An 18,077-nucleotide genomic window follows, 5' to 3' on the forward strand; every position below is an offset into this window, starting at 1 on the left:
TTTTACGCTGGTCTTTTAGCTTTTGTTAAAAGCTAAAATTTCAATAAAACCAAATCGAATTAATGGGTAAAATAATAGCAATTGCCAATCAAAAAGGTGGTGTTGGTAAAACAACAACCTCAGTAAACTTAGCAGCTTCACTAGGTGTTTTAGAAAAAAAAGTCCTACTTATTGATGCAGATCCACAAGCTAATGCAACATCTGGTTTAGGTATAGATGTTGAAAGTGTAGATATTGGTACCTACCAATTATTAGAGCATACAAACTCGGCTGCACAAGCTGTATTAAAAACAGATTCGCCTAACCTTGATCTTATTCCTGCTCATATAGACTTAGTTGCTATTGAAATAGAACTTGTAGATAAAGACCAAAGAGAATACATGCTTAAAAAAGCATTAGAAGACATCAAAGATCACTACGATTATATCTTAATTGACTGTGCGCCTTCTTTAGGCTTACTTACCCTTAATGCTTTAACAGCCTCAGACGCTGTAATTATACCAATACAATGTGAGTATTTTGCATTAGAAGGTTTAGGAAAACTATTAAACACTGTAAAAAGTGTTCAAAAGATACACAACCCAGAATTAGATATTGAAGGCTTACTACTTACTATGTACGATTCACGTTTACGTTTATCTAATCAAGTCGTAGAAGAAGTGCAAAAGCATTTTAACGACATGGTGTTTTCAACTATCATTCAACGTAATGTTAAGTTAAGTGAAGCACCAAGTTATGGAGAAAGCATTATAAACTATGACGCATCAAGTAAAGGTGCAAGTAACTATTTAAGTTTAGCAAAAGAAATTATTACAAAAAACTCCTAAAATATGGCGAAGGCAACAAAAAAACAGGCTTTAGGACGTGGACTTTCAGCATTATTAAAAGATCCAGAAAATGATATTCAATCTGCAAAAGATAAAAATGCAGATAAAGTTATAGGAAACATAGTTGAGTTAGATTTAGAAGCTATTGAAATGAATCCATTTCAGCCACGTACTAATTTTAACGAAGAAACTTTACGTGAGTTGGCATCTTCTATCAGAGAGTTAGGAGTTATACAACCTATTACTGTTAGAAAATTAGGATTTGAAAAATATCAATTAGTTTCTGGAGAGCGTCGTTTTAGAGCTTCAAAATCCATTGGTTTAGAAACTATTCCTGCTTATATCAGGATAGCTAATGATCAGGAAAGTCTGACTATGGCATTGGTAGAAAATATCCAACGTCAAGATTTAGACCCTATAGAAATTGCTTTGTCGTACCAACGTTTGATTGATGAAATTGAGCTGACTCAAGACCAAATGAGTGAGCGTGTTGGAAAAAAACGCAGTACCATTTCTAACTATTTACGTCTATTAAAATTAGATCCAATTATTCAAACAGGAATGCGTGACGGATTTTTATCTATGGGTCATGGACGTGCTATAATTAATATTGAAGATCAAAATATACAGTTAGAGATTTACGAAAAAATATTGGCTAACAAACTTTCTGTTAGAGATACTGAAGCTTTAGTACGTAACTACAACACAACAAAAGAAGTCAAAATCCCTGTTAAAAAAGAAAAAGAACAATTACCCATTTTTGTTAAAAAAGGCATCAGTACATTTTCTGAATACTTTGGACATAAAATAGACGTTAAAGTATCTAATAATGGTAAAGGTAAAATAACGATTCCTTTTCATTCTGAAGAAGATTTTAATCGTATTAAAAAGCTAGTCGAAGGTGGTAAATAAGCCATATCTATTCTGTGTTATATTCTGTTTATTTTGTGCAATTGGTTTTGCTCAAACAGATGATGATGCTGTCAAAACAACAGATAGTGCTAAATCGTCAAAAAAACTACCTAAATCCTTAAAACAAAAAAAAAGAGACAAACCTGTAATTATAGATAGTACAGTTGTAAAAAAAACTAAAGCCTATGATCCTTTGGCACCATCTAAAGCTGCTTTCTATTCTGCTATTTTACCAGGTTTAGGCCAAGCTTATAATGGAAAATATTGGAAAATCCCCATAGTCTATGCTGCATTAGGAACAGGTATATATTTTTATATAGATAATAATAAGCAATATAAACGCGCTAGAGACGCTTATAAAAGACGTTTAGCGGGTTTTTCTGATGACGAATTCCAAGATCGTATAACCGATGACGGTCTAAGAGAAGCTCAAAAAAACTACCGTAGAAATAAAGAATTATCACTTTTAGTAACTGTAGGCATGTATGCTTTAAATATAATTGATGCCAATGTTGATGCGCATTTACTACAATATAATATTAATGACGATTTAAGTTTAAAACCACACTATCAAATTGAAGAAATTGATAATGTGGGTCGTGTAGGATTAACTTTAAATTTTCAATTTTAAAACTATAGTTTTCAATAATTCTGAAAACTAAAACACTATCATCTTATGAAAATAGCTTTACTAGGCTACGGTAAAATGGGAAAAGCAATTGAAATCATAGCATTACAACGTGGTCATACCATAGTAATTAAAACTTCAAAAACTGACAATTATACTATTACAGATGCAGAGGTAGCTATTGACTTTAGCGTCCCTTCTGCTGCATTTGGAAACATTAGTAATTGTATTAACAATCAAGTACCTGTAATATCTGGTACTACAGGATGGTTAGATCAATATAACGATGTGGTTTCGCTTTGTAAAAAACAAAAAGGGGCTTTTATTTATGCTTCTAATTTTAGTTTAGGAGTAAATATCTTTTTTGAACTAAATGAAACTCTAGCAAAAATGATGTCTAAATTAAAGGATTACAAATTAGATATTGAAGAAATACACCATACTCAAAAATTAGACGCGCCAAGTGGTACTGCTATTACTTTAGCAGAAGGTATCATTAAAAATAATGACGATTATAAAGGTTGGGAATTAGATAAAGCTAATAATAACAATATACCTATTGTTGCTAAGCGTATTCCTGAAGTACCTGGAACGCATACTATAAGTTACACTAGTCCAATTGATACTATAAAAATAGAACACGAAGCACATAACAGGCAAGGTTTTGCACTTGGTGCTGTTATAGCTGCCGAGTGGATTGTAGATAAAACCGGTGTTTTTACTATGAAAGATGTGTTAAATATTGGGTAACTTTATTAATTTTAACAACATTTGCAATAATAGATTAACCAAAAGACAATAATTTTTACCAATATGGACGTTACGCAGTGGATTATATTTTTTCTAGTTATTCAGGTTTTACATGGTTTAGCCACTTGGAAACTATACATTAAAGCTGACAGACAAGCTTGGGAAGCATTTATTCCTGTTTATAATGCTGTAATTTTAATGAAAATTATTAACAGACCTTGGTGGTGGACTATTCTATTGTTTTTACCAATTGTTAATCTCATTCTATTTCCAGTAATTTGGGTTGAAATTGCAAGAAGTTATGGCAAAAATTCTGCTGTAGATACCTTTTTAGCTATTTTCACTTTTGGTTTTTATAGTTTTTATTTAAACTATGTCGCTAAGGACATCAACCATATAAAAGATAGAGATTTACAACCTAGAACAGAAGTTGGTGATTGGGTAAGCTCTATATTATTTGCAATTGTTGCTGCAACTATAGTGCATACATATTTTATTCAGCCCTTTGTTATACCAACATCATCACTTGAAAAAACACTATTAGTAGGTGATTTTTTATTGGTAAGTAAAGTACATTATGGTGCAAGAGCACCTCAAACTACAATAGCTTTACCAATGATACATGATGCAATACCAGGAAGTACTACGCCATCCTATCTTAAATTTCCTCAATTACCAAAATTTAGATTTCCTGCTTTTCAAAGTATAAAACGTAATGACATTGTTGTTTTTAACTGGCCTGTAGATACTTTAGTTGACATAAATAATCCTTATGGAGAAGTAAGACACAAACCAATTGACAAAAAAACTAATTATGTAAAACGTTGTGTTGGATTACCTGGTGACAATCTATCTATTAAAGATGGTTATGTATATATAAATGGAACTAAAAACCAATTACCAGACAGAGCTAAACTACAGTTTTTTTATAAAGTTATATTAAATGGTGTGTCACCTGAATCTATTTATCAAAAATATAACATTACAGAAAAATACGACCAATACGTTTTTAAAACTGAAACCGCTAATTTTAATAGACCTCAATTTCAGAATTACTTAAAAGTCAAGAAAATTGGTGTAGATATCACTAAACAGGATTCATTACAAGTTAACTTTACAGCTAATATTGATCAAGAATCATTTAACTTGTTAAAATTAGATATTGCTGAAAGTCAATTACATGTTAATCTAACTGAAGATTTAGCGACTATAATGAAAAGTGATCCTGATGTTAAAAGCGTTACTAAGGATTTATCTAATAGTACGACTGAAAACATTTTCCCTAATGCTCCTGGATATACTTGGAACAGAGATAATTTTGGACCAATTTACATACCACAAGAAGGAAAATCTATTGATATTAATGTAGATAACTTACCGGTTTACAAACGCTTACTAACAGCCTATGAAGGCAATACTGTTAATGTAAAAGGCAACCAAGTCTTAATTAATGGAAGAGTTGCAACCTCATACACCTTTAAACAAGATTATTATTGGATGATGGGAGACAACAGACACAACTCTCAAGATGCAAGAATGTGGGGTTTTGTACCGTTTGATCATGTTGTTGGAAAACCTGTTTTTGTATGGATGAGTTATGATACTAACGGAAAAGGTATTAATAAAATACGTTGGAACAGATTATTTACAACCGTTGGTGGTAATGGTAAATTAACCTCTTATTTTATTCCGTTTTTAATAGTATTAGCTTTATTTTTTGGTTACAAAAAATTTAGAAAAAATAAAAAAACTGCTTAAAGATCTAAAAACATTAGTATTCTAATATTAATTTAAGTGTACTCCGTTTTAAAATGAATATAGTACTGCATCCAACATATTTTCCAAGTATAGCACAATTTGTTGCTATAGCTAAAGCTGAAAGTCTGACGTTTGAAATACATGATAATTTTCAGAAACAATCTTACAGAAATAGGACTTATATTTATGGAGCAAACGGAAAGCTACAATTAAGTGTACCAATTATTCATAGTCACAAACAACGTCAGCTATATAAAGATGTTAAAATTAGTGATGTAGATAATTGGCAAACTGTACACTGGAAAAGCTTAGAGTCTGCTTACCGAACGTCACCTTTTTTTGAATTTTATGAAGATGAATTGCAACCGCTTTTCAATGTAAAATCAGATTTTATTTTTGACCATAATCTTAAATGTTTTGAAATAGTTTGTGAATGTCTTCAATTGGATATGACACCAAAATTTACAACTACCTTTGAAAAGGAAACTAATGCAAATGCAAAAGATTATAGGTCCTTATCAAATGCAAGACAGCAACAAAATTTTAATTTTGAAGCTTACACACAAGTTTTTAGTCCTAAACATGGCTTTTTAAGTAATTTAAGTATCCTTGATTTATTATTTAACGAAGGTACAAATGCTTTAAACTATTTAGAAAATCAAAGCTTAATACATAATGATTAGACCGTTTATACATTACGGAATTCATTTTTTACTACCACTTTTATTAGCAGTGTTATTTTTTAAATCTAATTGGAAAAAAGCATACTTAATTATGCTTTCGGGATATTTAATTGACTTAGATCATTTATTAGCTACACCAATCTTTCAGGCAGACAGATGTAGCATAAACTTTCATCCTTTACACAGCTATTACGCAATTGCATTATATATTATTTTACTATTACCAAAAACCACTAGGTTAATAGGTCTAGGATTAGTAATTCATATTATTGCAGATATTACAGACTGTACTTTAATGTCTTAAAATTAAAATGAAATTTTAGTAAGTATAGGAAAGTGATCAGAGTATTGTACATCGTAAGTTTTAAAACTGTTGACATTCCACGATTTATCGACTAAAATAAAATCTATACGTAACGGAAAAAACTTAAAGTTGTAGGTACGTCCAAAACCATTACCTTGTTGTTTAAAAGCATCTTTCATGTCACCTCTAATGGCATTATAAACGTATGAAAAAGCAGAATTATTAAAATCACCACTTATAATTGATTTGTGTGGACTTTGGTTTTTATGTTTTAAAAACAATTCTGTTTGATTTTGCTGAAGCTTAAATGCCTCTCCTATTCCATGTATCAATTCTTCAGAATTTTGGGTAGTTAAACTTTGCACTCTTGGATCAATTCTTAAAGATTGTAAATGTAAATTATACACTCTAACAGTATCTTTACCTTTAACAATATCTGCAAAAATGGCATTATTAGCTGTTTTAGGAAACTGAACAGAGCCAGAATTAACAATAGGATATTGAGAAAATATAGCTTGTCCTATTTTTTTAGTTTTGTCATCCAGTTTTTTGTATTTGTATTTGTAAAAAGAAAAATCAATACTTTCTTGCTCGTGATATTCTTGAATACATAAAATATCAGGATTTTCATTCTTCACAAAATCAACAAGTTTTGTATCTATCGCGTCTTCTTCAATCCAATCATAAAGATTAAACAAACGCACGTTGTAATTCATAATAGATAAACTATCTGCGTTGTTTTCTTCCCAGTTAGAGAATTTATACAACGATCCAAACAAAAAATAGCCCACTGCTATGACTACTAAAGACAGTAATAATTGCTTTTTTATTTTAAGCAACCAATACACAAAAAATAAAACGTTAAGCAATATTAAAAAAGGAACACCTAAACTTAAAACAGATAATATAGCAAATGTTTTTGGTGGTATATTGGGTAAAACATAAGATAACAGTAGTAAAAAAGCAGCAATAGAATTTATGAAGAACACGACTTTCTCTAAAAAATTTAAATTCTTCATATTAATTAATTATTTACCAGCTTTAAATAAAAACTCTTTTTCTTCTTTAGACAAACTATCATAACCACTTTTGCTTATTTTGTCTAATATGGTGTCTACTTTTTTCTGATTATTAAATTGGTTAAACTCTTCTTTTTTATAACCAGCAACTTTCCCTTTTTGTTTATGTACAGTTTTTAAATTGGTCGATGGACGACTTTTAAAAACACCAGTAATCCAATCCATAAAACGCGAAAAACCTGTACCTATATCTTGACCCTTAACTAGCTGTTTAGCGTAAACAAAACCTAATAAAGCACCTCCTAAATGGGCTAAATTTCCACCAGCATTTTGACCACTAAATATATTAATAATATCAAAACCAATTAGCACTGCTCCTATCCACCATAATTTTAAATTAAAGGTAAAAAACCTTAACTCTTTATTAGGCATATAAGTACACAAAAATATTAAAATAGCTCTTACTCCTGCAGATGCACCAATTAAATAGGCTGGTTGTAAAAATAATTTTGGAAGCAAGTTATAACCTAATAAAAAAGCCAAACCTCCTGATATAATACCCATAAAATAGATATTGAGTGCCATTTTAGGACTAAATAAATTAAGCATGATTCTACCTAAAAAGTAAAGCCATAACATATTAAATAGCATGTGTAACGGATCAAAATGAAGAAATCCGTAACTAATAATTGTCCAAGGTTTATATAAAAAGTCAATAAAGTCACTAGGTAAACGTAGCCACACAAATAATATAGGAACCAAACGTCTTAACAATAAAGCAAATAAAAATACTACAACATTAATTGCTATAATTTTTTCTAGCACATTTAGTCTAGCATATTTATATTTTAATTGCTGAATTTGATTCATATTACCTATCCCAACGGTTTTTATTAAATTGTGTTTTACGCCAATACCACATTATAACAAAGCCAATTATTGCTCCTCCAACGTGAGCTAAATAAGCAGTATTACTTGGACTAAAAAACGACTGTCCTGTAAACGCAGAGATAACATCTAAAAGTATAATTCCTGGTATAAAATATTTAGCTTTTATTGGAATTGGTAAAAATAGCATCATCAACTCTGCATTTGGATTCATCATACCAAAAGCAGCTAAAACACCCATAATACATCCTGACGCACCAACCATGGTACTGTTATTTATAAGTACATTAGTTTCAAATAAAGACTGAAATACAGATTGATTAATTACATTACTACTAATATTATGATCTGCCATATAAGTTGCTAATTGTTCTTGTAATAACTGACCTGTATATTGCTGACCATCTAAAATATTAAAATTAATAATATCATTTATAGCTTCGGTACTTAATCCTGATTCTAGTAAGCTTTTTAAAGCTGGAAAATAATCCCAATAATATCCAGCTAACTGAAACAAAACCGCTCCTAATCCAGCTGAAAAGTATAGAAACAAAAATTTATTACGACCTAAACGTTGCTCAACTGGACTTCCAAACATCCATAAAGCAAACATATTAAATAGCAAGTGTGTAAAACCACCATGCATAAACATATGAGTAACCACTTGCCAAGGTTTAAAGGCATCACTTGCAGGAAAATGCATTGCAAATAAATCGTAAAACAAACGTCCATCACCAACAGTCATTGTACCAATAAACATTAGTACATTTATGATAATTAGATGCTTAACTGTATCTGTTATTTTAATCATAACTTACATAAATTTTTTATCTAACTCATCCACAGTCATTGTTATAAATGTGGTTTTATTAGTAGGTGACACGTTAGGTTCCTTACAACCAAACAATCGGTTTACTAAATGTTCTTGTTCTGGATTGGTTAACGTTTGACCTGTTTTTATGGCTAAACTTTTTGCCATAGATTTAGCTAATAAATCTGTTGCCGAAAAATTGCTGTCTGGCACTTCGTTTTCAACATCACTAATTAGCTGTTCTAAGATTATAGACACTTCGCTTTCTGGTACATTTACTGGTACACCTGAAATTAAAACAGTATCATCTTTTATGGATTGAAATACAAACCCTGTGGATTCTAAATCTTCTTTTAATTGATTAATTAATGCTATTTCTTGACTAGAAAAATGCAATTCTAACGGAAACAGTAATTGTTGGCTTACGCCTTCTTTTATAGTAATATGACGCAAAAAATCTTCATATAAAACACGCTGATGTGCACGATGCTGGTCTATAACCAACATACCAGATTTAATGGTGCTTATTATAAATTTATTATTTAATTGGTAAGTAGTTTGCTTAGTTTCGACTTCATTTTCATTTTTAAAAATACTTTCATTTTCAGGTTGACTTTCAAAAGTAATTTCATTAAAATCTTTAGTCGTTTTAGTGCCTTTAGACTCTAAACCAACATATAAACTCTCCCAACTTGCTCCTGTATCTTTTTTAAAACTAGGACTAGCAATTGCTGTAGGTTTGGAAACTGGTGTGTCGTCTTTAAATGGATTAAAGCTTCGGTCTACCTCTACAATTGGCATACCTTTTTGCTCATAGCTATAAGGTGTATCCAAATTAGCATCACGATCAAAATCCAAAACAGGAGCAATATTAAATTGTCCTAAACTATGTTTTACAGCGGATCTTAAAATAGCATACAACGTATGTTCATCATCAAACTTAATTTCGGTTTTCGTTGGATGAATATTAATATCTATGGTTTGCGGATTAACCGTTAAGTTTAAATAATAACTTGGTTGTGCTCCATCTTTTAACAAACCCTCAAAAGCAGAATTAATTGCATGATTTAAATACGCGCTTTTAATAAAACGGTTATTTACAAAAAAGAATTGCTCGTTTCTAGACTTTTTAGCAAACTCAGGTTTACCAACAAATCCAGATATGGTTAATACTTCTGTGGTTTCTTCTACAGGTACTAATTTTTCGTTTGTTTTGTTTCCAAAAATATTTACAATACGTTGTCTGTAATTACTTTGAGGAAGATTAAAAGTCTCGTTACCATTGCTAAACATTGAAAACGCAATGGATGGATGTGCTAATGCAACACGATGAAACTCGTCAATAATATGTCTAAGTTCAACCGTATTTGATTTTAAAAAATTACGTCTAGCTGGTATATTAAAAAACAAGTGTTTTACTGACAATGACGTCCCTTTTGGTGTTACAATAACCTCTTGGGTTTTAACTTCACTACCTTCAATAACTATAGTCGTACCAAGTTCTTCGTCGTCTTGTTTCGTTTTTAGCTCAACATGTGCAATTGCAGCAATACTTGCTAAAGCTTCTCCTCTAAACCCTTTTGTGTTAAGTTGAAATAAATCGTCAGCAGATTTTATTTTAGAAGTCGCATGACGTTCAAAACTAAGTCTTGCGTCTGTAGCACTCATCCCTTTTCCGTTATCAATAACTTGGATTAGGGTTTTTCCTGCGTCTTTAATAATTAATTTAATGGAGTCTGAATTTGCATCAATTGCATTTTCAAGTAACTCTTTTACAACCGAAGCTGGTCGTTGCACTACTTCACCTGCAGCAATTTGATTAGCTACATGATCTGGTAATAATTGAATAATATCTGCCATACTTTAATTAGAGAAGAATATAGATAAATCAAAACCGATGATTAATAAAAATAAAAATATTAATACAGCTACGATTATCAGTATACGTCTATTGGCTGCTTTATCTGGACTATTTTTAAGCTCATCAAAAGCATTATTAAATTTTTGTTTAAAATTTGGATTTTCACCAACTGTTGTTCTATGCTCATCAAACTTATGTTTGATTTCATACGGATTACCTTCACCTTTATAAAATCTAGGCGAGTAATTAAACTTTTTATTTTTACGTTTAGATAGTAATCCCATAGCGTTATCTATTTAATTTTGGTGTTTAAGTACACCATTACAATCAACAAAACAGCTAACACACCAATAAGTAGAAACAATGTGTTTCCTTTTTTAGTTTTTGAAGCTGTTCGTCTAGTTTCAGTCCAACTTGTATTTAAACTTTGTTTAAGTTTTGCAGCTGAGTTTTCGTCTTTTGAAAAACGAGACTGATAGTTAAATTTTTTATTTTGTTTTTGACTAAACAAGTCTAAGTAGTTTTTAAGTGAATACTACTCAAAAATACTGAAAATACTATAAAGCTATAGGTTAAGAATGCTAAAAATTGTTAACAGTCCTTAAGCATTACTACGTAATTGGGCCATTTTTAATGCTGCAACTGCTGCTTCAACACCTTTGTTACCATGTTTACCTCCAGATCTATCAATAGCTTGTTGCATGGTATTATCTGTTAATAGGCAAAAAATAACAGGTGTCTCATCAATAACATTTAGGTCTTTAATACCTTGTGCTACAGCTTCACAAACAAAATCAAAATGTTTTGTTTCTCCTTGCACAACGCTACCTATTGCTATAACTGCATCTACCATTTGGTTCTGCATTTTTTTACAACCATAAATTAGCTCATAACTTCCTGGAACATCCCAAATAGCTATGTTATCTTCATTTACACCATGCTGTATTAATGTGCTTTTGGCACCTTCTAATAAACCTTGAGTGATTTTTTCGTTCCATTCAGAAACAACAATCCCAAACCGAAATTGCTCTCCGTTTGGGATTGTTGCTTTATCGTATGCTGATAAATTTGTTGTTGCCATAGTATGTATTAGTTAGACATTGCCTTAGCTTTACCAATAAACACTTCTGCTTGAGTTGCTTCAGGTGAGCTTGGGTAATTGTCTTTTATTTTATTAAATAAATCTAATGCTTTTGATGCTTGGTTTAAATTTAAAGCAGTAATACCTGCTTTAAATAAATAAGTTGGAGCAGTAAACTCGTTTTGACGTAAGTTAGCAGCTTCTATATAATAATCTAATGCATTTTCTGCCTCTGTTAATTGCATAAAGGCATCACCAATTGCACCTTTAGCCATAGGAGCTAAAGTTTCGTCATCGCTCTCAAACTTATCAAGATATGTGATAGCATTTTGGTAATCTTTAGTATTTAAATACGCCATTCCTGCATAGTAATTAGCTAAGTTTCCTGCAGCAGTACCACTATATTGGTCAGCAATATCAACCATACCTAACTTACCTTCTCCTCCTTTTAAAGATAACGTATATAAAGAGTCTTGTCCAACTGCTGCTGTTACAGCATCATTAAAGAATTTTTGTGCTTGATACATTTCATTCATTGCCTCACCTTGATTAGGCTTTACAACAAATTGTTGATATCCCAAATATAGCAATGCTACAGCTGCTACAGCACCAATGATAATAAAAATATTTTTCTGATTTTTCTCTACAAATTCTTCTGCTTTGTTTGCAGATTCATCTAAAGTATCAAAAACCTCAGCTGTTGTTGATGACGATGTGTCTTCAACCTCAATTTCCTTTTCTACTTTTGTTTTTGGTTTGTATCCTCTTTTCTTGTAAGTTGCCATATTAATTTTATTAATGCGCACAAAAATATAATTTTTCTTCAGAAATAAAAGGTTATTTATTTGATATTTTTCAATAATTTGCACATCCTTACAAGGCTATCGCATTAAAAGCCTTCCCTTTTAGAAATAACTCTATGATTTTAAAGTCTTTATCACTATTAAACTATAAAAATTTTGACTCAAAAACCTTTGCATTTAATGAGACTATTAACTGTTTGGTAGGTAATAATGGCGTCGGAAAAACTAATGTGTTGGATGCAATCTATCATTTATCCTTTGGTAAAAGTTACTTTAACCCTGTCGCATCGCAAAACATTAAATATAATGAAGAGTTTTTTGTTATAAATGGCGAATATGATAAAGATAATAAAACCGAAAACATAGTTGTTAGCCTAAAAAAAGGACAAAAAAAGGTTATCAAACGAAACACTAAAGCTTATGACAAATTTAGTGATCATATTGGTTTTTTGCCTTTAGTTATAATAAGTCCAGCAGATAGAGATTTAATTATTGAAGGTAGTGACACAAGACGTAAGTTTATAGATAGCGTTATAAGCCAAAGTGACAAAAACTATTTAAGTAGTCTTATTAATTACAACAAAATACTATCGCAACGTAATTCGTTATTAAAATATTTTGCAGCAAACCACACTTATAATAACGATACCATAGAAGTTTACAACCAGCAATTACAATTATATGGTACCGAAATTTTTGAAAAACGCAAACAGTTTTTAGAAGACTTTATTCCGTTATTCAAAGCACGTTACAAGGCTATAAGCAACAATAACGAAGAAGTTAGCTTAAATTATAAAAGTGACCTATTTACAAGCGATTTAGAGCAGTTACTAAGAAAAGCCATTAACAAAGATAAAGCGTTACAATACACTAGTGTAGGCATACATAAAGATGACTTAGAGTTTAATATTGGAGACTATCCTATTAAAAAATTTGGTAGTCAAGGCCAACAAAAATCGTTTTTAATTGCTTTAAAATTAGCTCAATTTGATAGTATTAAAGCGTTAAGTGGTGATAATCCAATACTGCTATTAGATGATATTTTTGATAAATTAGATGAAACACGCGTCGCCCAAATTATAAAACTTGTAAATGACGAAAATTTTGGTCAGATTTTTATAAGTGACACACATGCCGAACGTACAGAAAATGCAGTAAAACAAGTACACCAATCTTATGAAATTTTTAAACTTTAACATGAAAAAATCCATCTATATAGTATTATTACTTATACTTAGTTGTAGTAATAATCCTGAACAATTTAAACAACATATTACTGGATATTGGGAGATTGAAGAGGTAATCCTTAAGGATGGCACAAAAAAACAATACACTATAAATGAAACTATAGATTATATTGAAATAAATAACGACTCGGTTGGATTTAGAAAAAAACTAAAACCTAATTTTGGAGGCACTTACCAAACCTCAAAAAATCAAGAACAATTTATATTTAAGATAGAAAACGATAGTCTAAATTTATATTACTCAACTCCATTTGCTAAATGGAAAGAAACTATATTAAAAGCAAGTAATGACAAATTACAAGTCATAAACCAAAATAAAGATTTGTATTTATACAGACGTTACACACCAATTACACTAGATTAAAACATGGCAAAACGCAGCAACAATTTACTTAACATATCTGAAGCATTACAAGATTTTGTTACCGAAAATAAACTTGAAAAAGGACTTGACAAAGTTAATGTTAGAGACGCTTGGTCTAAGTTAATGGGTAACGGAATTAACAATTACACCACTGCAATTGAGCTAAAAAGAGACACCCTCTATATACAACTAAGTTCTAGTGCTTTAAGAGAAGAATTAAGTTATGGTAATCAAAAGATAATTACCATGCTAAATGAGGAATTAGGAAAGGAAATTATTAAAAAACTGGTTTTGAGATAATTAAAAATAGAAATACTAAATATTTTTTTTTGAAATAATTTAAAAATAACGTTTAGTTAATATTATTAATTCTATCTTTGACACTATTATTAACAAATTTTTTTATTACAATGGCTCAAGGCACAGTAAAATTTTTCAATGATTCAAAAGGATTCGGTTTTATAACTGAAGAAGGATCAGACAAAGACCATTTCGTACACATCTCTGGACTTATCGACGAAGTTCGTGAAGGTGATGTTGTAGAATTCGATTTACAAGAAGGAAGAAAAGGAATGAACGCAGTAAATGTAAAAGTAGTATAATTATATATTTTCTATTTAAACCATTACAAAAAAAGCCTTTCCAATTGGAAAGGCTTTTTTCGTGGCACACCTTATTACTCAATTACTTTTAAATTTATTTTTGAGTAATGTAAAAACAAAAAAAAATCCAGCATACGCTGGATTTTTTTATATAAACTATAGTGTTTTATACTTAAAACATTTCACGTCCAGAAAAATGGAAAGCACCTTCAATAGCTGCATTCTCATCACTATCACTTCCGTGTACTGCATTTTCTCCAATAGAAGCTGCATATAATTTACGGATAGTACCTTCTGCTGCATCATCAGGATTAGTAGCACCTATTAAAGTTCTAAAATCTTCTACTGCATTATCTTTTTCTAAAATAGCAGCAACAATAGGTCCACGTGTCATGTACTCTACTAACTCACCAAAGAAAGGTCTTTCGTTATGTACAGCGTAAAATGCTTCAGCATCTTGCTTAGTCATTTGTGTTAACTTCATTGCAACGATTCTAAAACCTGAAGCGTTAATTTTTTCTAAGATTGCGCCAATGTACCCTTTTTCAACAGAGTCAGGCTTAAGCATTGTAAATGTTCTGTTAGTTGCCATTTTTTAATTTTAATGTTATCTAATGTAATTAATTACAACCACTGTAATTGTTATAAAGTAGCTGTTAATTTTGTGCAAAAGTACGCCATTTATTAAGAAAAACAATACAATCCAATATTAAAAAATTGTATCTTCGTTGGCTATGACAAAACAAGACATTACAGCCATTAATCAGTTATTGGCAACACCTAAAAAAATTGTAATTGTAAGCCATAAAAATCCTGATGGAGATGCTATTGGTTCTAGTTTGGCTTTATTTCATTATTTAACAAAAACTAATCATCTAGCGACTGTTATTGTCCCTAATGATTATCCAGATTTTTTAAAATGGATTCCTGGTCAAGATTTAATATTAAAATACGACAGTCAAAAAGAAGATAGCGAACAAAAAATAGCTGAAGCTGATATAATTTTCACGTTAGACTTCAACGCGTTTCATCGTGCTGGAGACATGGTAAATGTACTAACTAATAGTCAAGCATTAAAAATCATGATAGATCATCATCAACAACCTGATGATTACGCTAAATACACATATAGTGATGTTACCATGAGTAGTACATGTGAGATGATTTATAATTTTATAGAGTATTTAGACGGTTTACCTGTTATAGATAGTAATATTGCTACAGCCATTTATGTTGGTATTATGACAGATACTGGCTCTTTCAGATTTAGGTCCACAACTAGCGCTACACATAGGATTATAGCCAACTTAATAGACAAAGGTGCAGACAATACTTTTATACACAATCAAGTTTTTGACACCAATAGCTATAATAGATTACAACTTTTGGGCTGCGCCTTAAGCAACCTTAAAGTAATACCAGAATCTAGAGCTGCATTTATAACATTGTCTCAAAAAGAATTACAGCAATTTGATTACAAAAAAGGAGATACAGAAGGTTTTGTAAACTATGCTTTATCTTTAAACAATGTAGTATTGGCAGCTATATTTATTGAAGATTTACAACAAGGCATTATAAAAATATCTTTAAGATCAAAAGGGGATTTTTCTGTAAACGAAATGTCAAGAGCGCACTTCCAAGGTGGTGGACACACTAATGCTGCAGGAGGAAAAAGCGATGTAGATATTGCTAAAACTGTTGAAAAATTTATTAGTATCTTACCGCAATACAACACAGCATTACATGAAGCATAGTTTAATTATATTAATAATTACAGTTTTTACGGTTTTAGGATGTAAATCTCCTGAAGCCAGAAAACCAGTAACAGTTAGTAGTGGCTCTTTTATAGATGAATCTATTGAAAGAAATAAATCTTTAAATCAAAAAGAAACTAAAGCTATTGAAGCAATTATAGCCCAACAACCAGAAAAAAACTATCAAACATCAGGTAATGGTTTTTGGTATTATTTTGATACTAAAATTGAAAGCGATAGCTTATCTACACCCAATTTTGGAGACAAAATTGTATTTAGCTATAATATTAAGGATTTAAAAGGAACAACTATTTATAGTAAAGAGGAACTTAAAATACAAAAGTATGCAATGGATCAAGAAGAGTTATTTTCTGGTCTACGCGAAGGATTAAAATTAATGAAGGCTGGCGAGAGTGCAACTTTTATTTTTCCGTCGCAAAAAGCATACGGTTATTATGGAGATGAAAATAAAATAGGAATTAACCTTCCTATAATTTGCGAAGTTTCAGTATTTTCGATTAACCAAAAAGAATAGATATAAACCCAAAACAAATGAACAAATTAATTAAAACAATGAAACTATTATTTATTGCCTTAATGGTCAGTTTAACAAGTAGCTCTTGTCAAGATAAACACCAAGATTTGGAAGATGGTCTTTATGCCGAGTTTGTGACTAATAAAGGTACAATGGTTGCCAAATTATTTTACGAAAAAGTACCTGTTGTAGTCGCTAACTTTGTAGGATTAGCAGAAGGTACACACCCTAAATTAGCAGATTCTTTAAAAGGAAAACCATTTTATGATGGTATTATTTTTCATAGAGTTATGGACAAATTCATGATTCAAGGTGGTGACCCAACAGGAACAGGAATGGGAAGTGCTGGCTATAAGTTTTTTAGCGAGTTTGACACAAGTTTAAGTCATGACAAAGCAGGAATCTTATCTATGGCTAATTCTGGTGGTTACAATACAAACGGAAGTCAATTTTTTATAACCGAAGTACCAAAACAAAATCTTGATGGTTTTTACGCAGATGGTAGCTTAAAAAACTGTAATGGTCGCGTAAGTTGTCATTCTGTATTTGGAGAATTAGTAAAAGGATTAGAAGTACAAGACAGTATCTCTAATGTTGCTGTTAACCAAAAAAACAAACCTTTAGAAGATGTTGTGATTCAAAAATTAAATATAATACGCAAAGGTGATGCAGCTAAAGCATTTGATGCAGCTAAAGTATTTACAGAACAAGAACCATTATTACCTCAAAAATTGGAAGAGCTTAAAGCTAAAGAATTAGAGCGAATTAAAGAACAGTCAAAAGAAGCAGCTGCTAACTTTATTAAAAAACATGCTGATTTCCCTGGAGAAGTTAAAGAGTTTCCTACAGGAATGGTTATGATATTAGACGCTAAAGCAGATGGTATTAAACCAAAACCTTCTGACCGTGTTTTAATTGATTGTACTGGTCTTTTTGAAGACGGAAGTTTTTTCTTTTCTACAATAGTAGAAGACGCTAAAAAATACAATAACTACAATGAAGATGCTGAAAAGCAAGGTGCATATAATGCATTTGCAATGCCATACAACGAGTCTGCTACTCTAGTTCCAGGATTTAGAGAAGCAATGTTAAATATGGATATTGGTGATAAAGCCAGAATATTTGTACCAAGTTATTTAGGTTACGGAGCTGCTGGACGTGGTCCAGTACCACCAAATGCTAACTTAATTTTTGATATAGAATTAGTTGGTTTAGATAAAAAATAAACACACCATATACTATAATAAAAA

General features: G+C 30.9%; 23 protein-coding genes. 14 read left to right on the plus strand and 9 right to left on the minus strand.

Annotation, left to right across the window (positions count from 1 at the left end):
- The first annotated feature begins 62 nt into the window (after positions 1-62).
- The 7 genes from ITB9_RS06170 to ITB9_RS06200 all read left to right on the plus strand — a co-directional run bounded on the left by ITB9_RS06170 (position 63) and on the right by ITB9_RS06200 (position 5,862).
- Entirely contained in the window at positions 63-827 is a 765-nt protein-coding gene (locus tag ITB9_RS06170; protein WP_028607771.1) for a ParA family protein, read from the plus strand.
- 3 nt (positions 828-830) lie between these two features.
- Complete coding sequence (locus ITB9_RS06175; protein WP_054851566.1) at positions 831-1,739, plus strand: ParB/RepB/Spo0J family partition protein; 909 nt, start codon at positions 831-833, stop codon at positions 1,737-1,739.
- The gene (locus tag ITB9_RS06180; protein WP_054851567.1) at positions 1,729-2,370 is read left to right on the plus strand and encodes a DUF5683 domain-containing protein; all 642 of its coding nucleotides are present in this window, start codon (positions 1,729-1,731) and stop codon (positions 2,368-2,370) included. Before ITB9_RS06175 ends, ITB9_RS06180 begins: the two co-directional genes overlap by 11 nt.
- Positions 2,371-2,415: 45 nt before the next feature.
- Entirely contained in the window at positions 2,416-3,117 is a 702-nt protein-coding gene (dapB, locus tag ITB9_RS06185; RefSeq protein WP_054851568.1) for a 4-hydroxy-tetrahydrodipicolinate reductase, read from the plus strand.
- Positions 3,118-3,180: 63 nt separating this feature from the next.
- Positions 3,181-4,875, plus strand: coding sequence for a signal peptidase I (lepB, locus tag ITB9_RS06190; RefSeq protein ID WP_054851569.1), 1,695 nt, complete (start codon positions 3,181-3,183; stop codon positions 4,873-4,875).
- 53 nt (positions 4,876-4,928) lie between these two features.
- Positions 4,929-5,558 (plus strand): WbqC family protein, encoded by a 630-nt coding sequence (locus ITB9_RS06195; RefSeq protein WP_054851570.1) that lies wholly within the window; start codon positions 4,929-4,931, stop codon positions 5,556-5,558.
- Positions 5,551-5,862, plus strand: coding sequence for a DUF6122 family protein (locus ITB9_RS06200; protein WP_054851571.1), 312 nt, complete (start codon positions 5,551-5,553; stop codon positions 5,860-5,862). Before ITB9_RS06195 ends, ITB9_RS06200 begins: the two co-directional genes overlap by 8 nt.
- 2 nt (positions 5,863-5,864) lie before the next feature.
- Here the strand turns inward: ITB9_RS06200 and ITB9_RS06205 are convergent, their stop codons facing one another.
- The 8 genes from ITB9_RS06205 to ITB9_RS06240 form a co-directional block, all read right to left on the minus strand.
- Positions 5,865-6,881, minus strand: a complete 1,017-nt coding sequence (locus ITB9_RS06205; RefSeq protein WP_054851572.1) for an endonuclease/exonuclease/phosphatase family protein — start codon at positions 6,879-6,881, stop codon at positions 5,865-5,867.
- Positions 6,882-6,890: 9 nt separating this feature from the next.
- Positions 6,891-7,751: a rhomboid family intramembrane serine protease gene (locus tag ITB9_RS06210; RefSeq protein WP_054851573.1), complete on the minus strand. Its 861-nt coding sequence runs from the start codon at positions 7,749-7,751 to the stop codon at positions 6,891-6,893.
- Position 7,752: 1 nt separating this feature from the next.
- Positions 7,753-8,580 carry a rhomboid family intramembrane serine protease gene (locus tag ITB9_RS06215; RefSeq protein ID WP_028607766.1) on the minus strand — a complete coding sequence of 276 codons (828 nt, stop codon included), beginning with the start codon at positions 8,578-8,580 and terminating at the stop codon, positions 7,753-7,755.
- A 3-nt stretch (positions 8,581-8,583) separates the two neighbouring features.
- Positions 8,584-10,440, minus strand: a complete 1,857-nt coding sequence (gene mutL, locus ITB9_RS06220; RefSeq protein ID WP_054851574.1) for a DNA mismatch repair endonuclease MutL — start codon at positions 10,438-10,440, stop codon at positions 8,584-8,586.
- Positions 10,441-10,443: 3 nt separating this feature from the next.
- Positions 10,444-10,725, minus strand: a complete 282-nt coding sequence (locus ITB9_RS06225; protein WP_028607765.1) for a riboflavin synthase subunit beta — start codon at positions 10,723-10,725, stop codon at positions 10,444-10,446.
- A gap of 8 nt (positions 10,726-10,733) precedes the next feature.
- Positions 10,734-10,952 (minus strand): hypothetical protein, encoded by a 219-nt coding sequence (locus ITB9_RS06230; protein WP_054851575.1) that lies wholly within the window; start codon positions 10,950-10,952, stop codon positions 10,734-10,736.
- Between the two features lie 90 nt (positions 10,953-11,042).
- The gene (gene ribH, locus ITB9_RS06235; protein WP_028290515.1) at positions 11,043-11,522 is read right to left on the minus strand and encodes a 6,7-dimethyl-8-ribityllumazine synthase; all 480 of its coding nucleotides are present in this window, start codon (positions 11,520-11,522) and stop codon (positions 11,043-11,045) included.
- Between the two features lie 8 nt (positions 11,523-11,530).
- Positions 11,531-12,307, minus strand: a complete 777-nt coding sequence (locus ITB9_RS06240) for a tol-pal system YbgF family protein (RefSeq protein ID WP_054851576.1) — start codon at positions 12,305-12,307, stop codon at positions 11,531-11,533.
- Positions 12,308-12,441: 134 nt separating this feature from the next.
- On the opposite strand from ITB9_RS06240, the gene ITB9_RS06245 reads away from it, so the two are divergent.
- The 4 genes from ITB9_RS06245 (at position 12,442) to ITB9_RS06260 (ending at position 14,538) form a co-directional block, all read left to right on the plus strand.
- Positions 12,442-13,521 carry a DNA replication/repair protein RecF gene (locus ITB9_RS06245; protein WP_054851577.1) on the plus strand — a complete coding sequence of 360 codons (1,080 nt, stop codon included), beginning with the start codon at positions 12,442-12,444 and terminating at the stop codon, positions 13,519-13,521.
- A gap of 1 nt (position 13,522) precedes the next feature.
- The gene (locus ITB9_RS06250) at positions 13,523-13,936 is read left to right on the plus strand and encodes a lipocalin family protein (protein ID WP_054851580.1); all 414 of its coding nucleotides are present in this window, start codon (positions 13,523-13,525) and stop codon (positions 13,934-13,936) included.
- 3 nt (positions 13,937-13,939) lie between these two features.
- Positions 13,940-14,236 carry a DUF721 domain-containing protein gene (locus tag ITB9_RS06255; RefSeq protein WP_054851578.1) on the plus strand — a complete coding sequence of 99 codons (297 nt, stop codon included), beginning with the start codon at positions 13,940-13,942 and terminating at the stop codon, positions 14,234-14,236.
- Positions 14,237-14,346: 110 nt separating this feature from the next.
- Positions 14,347-14,538: a cold-shock protein gene (locus ITB9_RS06260; protein WP_028281616.1), complete on the plus strand. Its 192-nt coding sequence runs from the start codon at positions 14,347-14,349 to the stop codon at positions 14,536-14,538.
- Positions 14,539-14,710: 172 nt separating this feature from the next.
- On the opposite strand, the gene ITB9_RS06265 is transcribed toward ITB9_RS06260, so the two are convergent.
- On the minus strand, positions 14,711-15,130 hold the full coding sequence (locus tag ITB9_RS06265; protein ID WP_028290520.1) for a nucleoside-diphosphate kinase: 420 nt from the start codon (positions 15,128-15,130) through the stop codon (positions 14,711-14,713).
- A 142-nt stretch (positions 15,131-15,272) separates the two neighbouring features.
- Between ITB9_RS06265 and ITB9_RS06270 the strand changes: the two genes are divergently transcribed.
- From ITB9_RS06270 to ITB9_RS06280, 3 genes are read left to right on the plus strand one after another with little or no spacing between them, the layout of a single operon-like run.
- Positions 15,273-16,292: a bifunctional oligoribonuclease/PAP phosphatase NrnA gene (locus ITB9_RS06270; protein ID WP_054851579.1), complete on the plus strand. Its 1,020-nt coding sequence runs from the start codon at positions 15,273-15,275 to the stop codon at positions 16,290-16,292.
- On the plus strand, positions 16,282-16,827 hold the full coding sequence (gldI, locus tag ITB9_RS06275; RefSeq protein WP_028607760.1) for a gliding motility-associated peptidyl-prolyl isomerase GldI: 546 nt from the start codon (positions 16,282-16,284) through the stop codon (positions 16,825-16,827). Before ITB9_RS06270 ends, gldI begins: the two co-directional genes overlap by 11 nt.
- Positions 16,828-16,844: 17 nt before the next feature.
- Positions 16,845-18,053 carry a peptidylprolyl isomerase gene (locus ITB9_RS06280; protein WP_082396091.1) on the plus strand — a complete coding sequence of 403 codons (1,209 nt, stop codon included), beginning with the start codon at positions 16,845-16,847 and terminating at the stop codon, positions 18,051-18,053.
- Positions 18,054-18,077 lie beyond the last annotated feature (24 nt).

The organism is Olleya sp. ITB9 (assembly GCF_001315805.1).
Taxonomy (GTDB): domain Bacteria; phylum Bacteroidota; class Bacteroidia; order Flavobacteriales; family Flavobacteriaceae; genus Olleya; species Olleya sediminilitoris.

Bases quoted from the DNA above. Each gene is read 5' to 3' on its own strand.
- ITB9_RS06170 (WP_028607771.1), top strand. From the start codon at position 63: ATGGGTAAAATAATAGCAATTGCCAATCAAAAAGGTGGTGTTGGTAAA.
- ITB9_RS06175 (WP_054851566.1), top strand. From the start codon at position 831: ATGGCGAAGGCAACAAAAAAACAGGCTTTAGGACGTGGACTTTCAGCA.
- dapB (WP_054851568.1), top strand. From the start codon at position 2,416: ATGAAAATAGCTTTACTAGGCTACGGTAAAATGGGAAAAGCAATTGAA.
- lepB (WP_054851569.1), top strand. From the start codon at position 3,181: ATGGACGTTACGCAGTGGATTATATTTTTTCTAGTTATTCAGGTTTTA.
- ITB9_RS06195 (WP_054851570.1), top strand. From the start codon at position 4,929: ATGAATATAGTACTGCATCCAACATATTTTCCAAGTATAGCACAATTT.
- ITB9_RS06200 (WP_054851571.1), top strand. From the start codon at position 5,551: ATGATTAGACCGTTTATACATTACGGAATTCATTTTTTACTACCACTT.
- ITB9_RS06205 (WP_054851572.1), bottom strand. From the start codon at position 6,881: ATGAAGAATTTAAATTTTTTAGAGAAAGTCGTGTTCTTCATAAATTCT.
- ITB9_RS06210 (WP_054851573.1), bottom strand. From the start codon at position 7,751: ATGAATCAAATTCAGCAATTAAAATATAAATATGCTAGACTAAATGTG.
- ITB9_RS06215 (WP_028607766.1), bottom strand. From the start codon at position 8,580: ATGATTAAAATAACAGATACAGTTAAGCATCTAATTATCATAAATGTA.
- mutL (WP_054851574.1), bottom strand. From the start codon at position 10,440: ATGGCAGATATTATTCAATTATTACCAGATCATGTAGCTAATCAAATT.
- ITB9_RS06225 (WP_028607765.1), bottom strand. From the start codon at position 10,725: ATGGGATTACTATCTAAACGTAAAAATAAAAAGTTTAATTACTCGCCT.
- ribH (WP_028290515.1), bottom strand. From the start codon at position 11,522: ATGGCAACAACAAATTTATCAGCATACGATAAAGCAACAATCCCAAAC.
- ITB9_RS06240 (WP_054851576.1), bottom strand. From the start codon at position 12,307: ATGGCAACTTACAAGAAAAGAGGATACAAACCAAAAACAAAAGTAGAA.
- ITB9_RS06245 (WP_054851577.1), top strand. From the start codon at position 12,442: ATGATTTTAAAGTCTTTATCACTATTAAACTATAAAAATTTTGACTCA.
- ITB9_RS06250 (WP_054851580.1), top strand. From the start codon at position 13,523: ATGAAAAAATCCATCTATATAGTATTATTACTTATACTTAGTTGTAGT.
- ITB9_RS06255 (WP_054851578.1), top strand. From the start codon at position 13,940: ATGGCAAAACGCAGCAACAATTTACTTAACATATCTGAAGCATTACAA.
- ITB9_RS06260 (WP_028281616.1), top strand. From the start codon at position 14,347: ATGGCTCAAGGCACAGTAAAATTTTTCAATGATTCAAAAGGATTCGGT.
- ITB9_RS06265 (WP_028290520.1), bottom strand. From the start codon at position 15,130: ATGGCAACTAACAGAACATTTACAATGCTTAAGCCTGACTCTGTTGAA.
- ITB9_RS06270 (WP_054851579.1), top strand. From the start codon at position 15,273: ATGACAAAACAAGACATTACAGCCATTAATCAGTTATTGGCAACACCT.
- gldI (WP_028607760.1), top strand. From the start codon at position 16,282: ATGAAGCATAGTTTAATTATATTAATAATTACAGTTTTTACGGTTTTA.
- ITB9_RS06280 (WP_082396091.1), top strand. From the start codon at position 16,845: ATGAACAAATTAATTAAAACAATGAAACTATTATTTATTGCCTTAATG.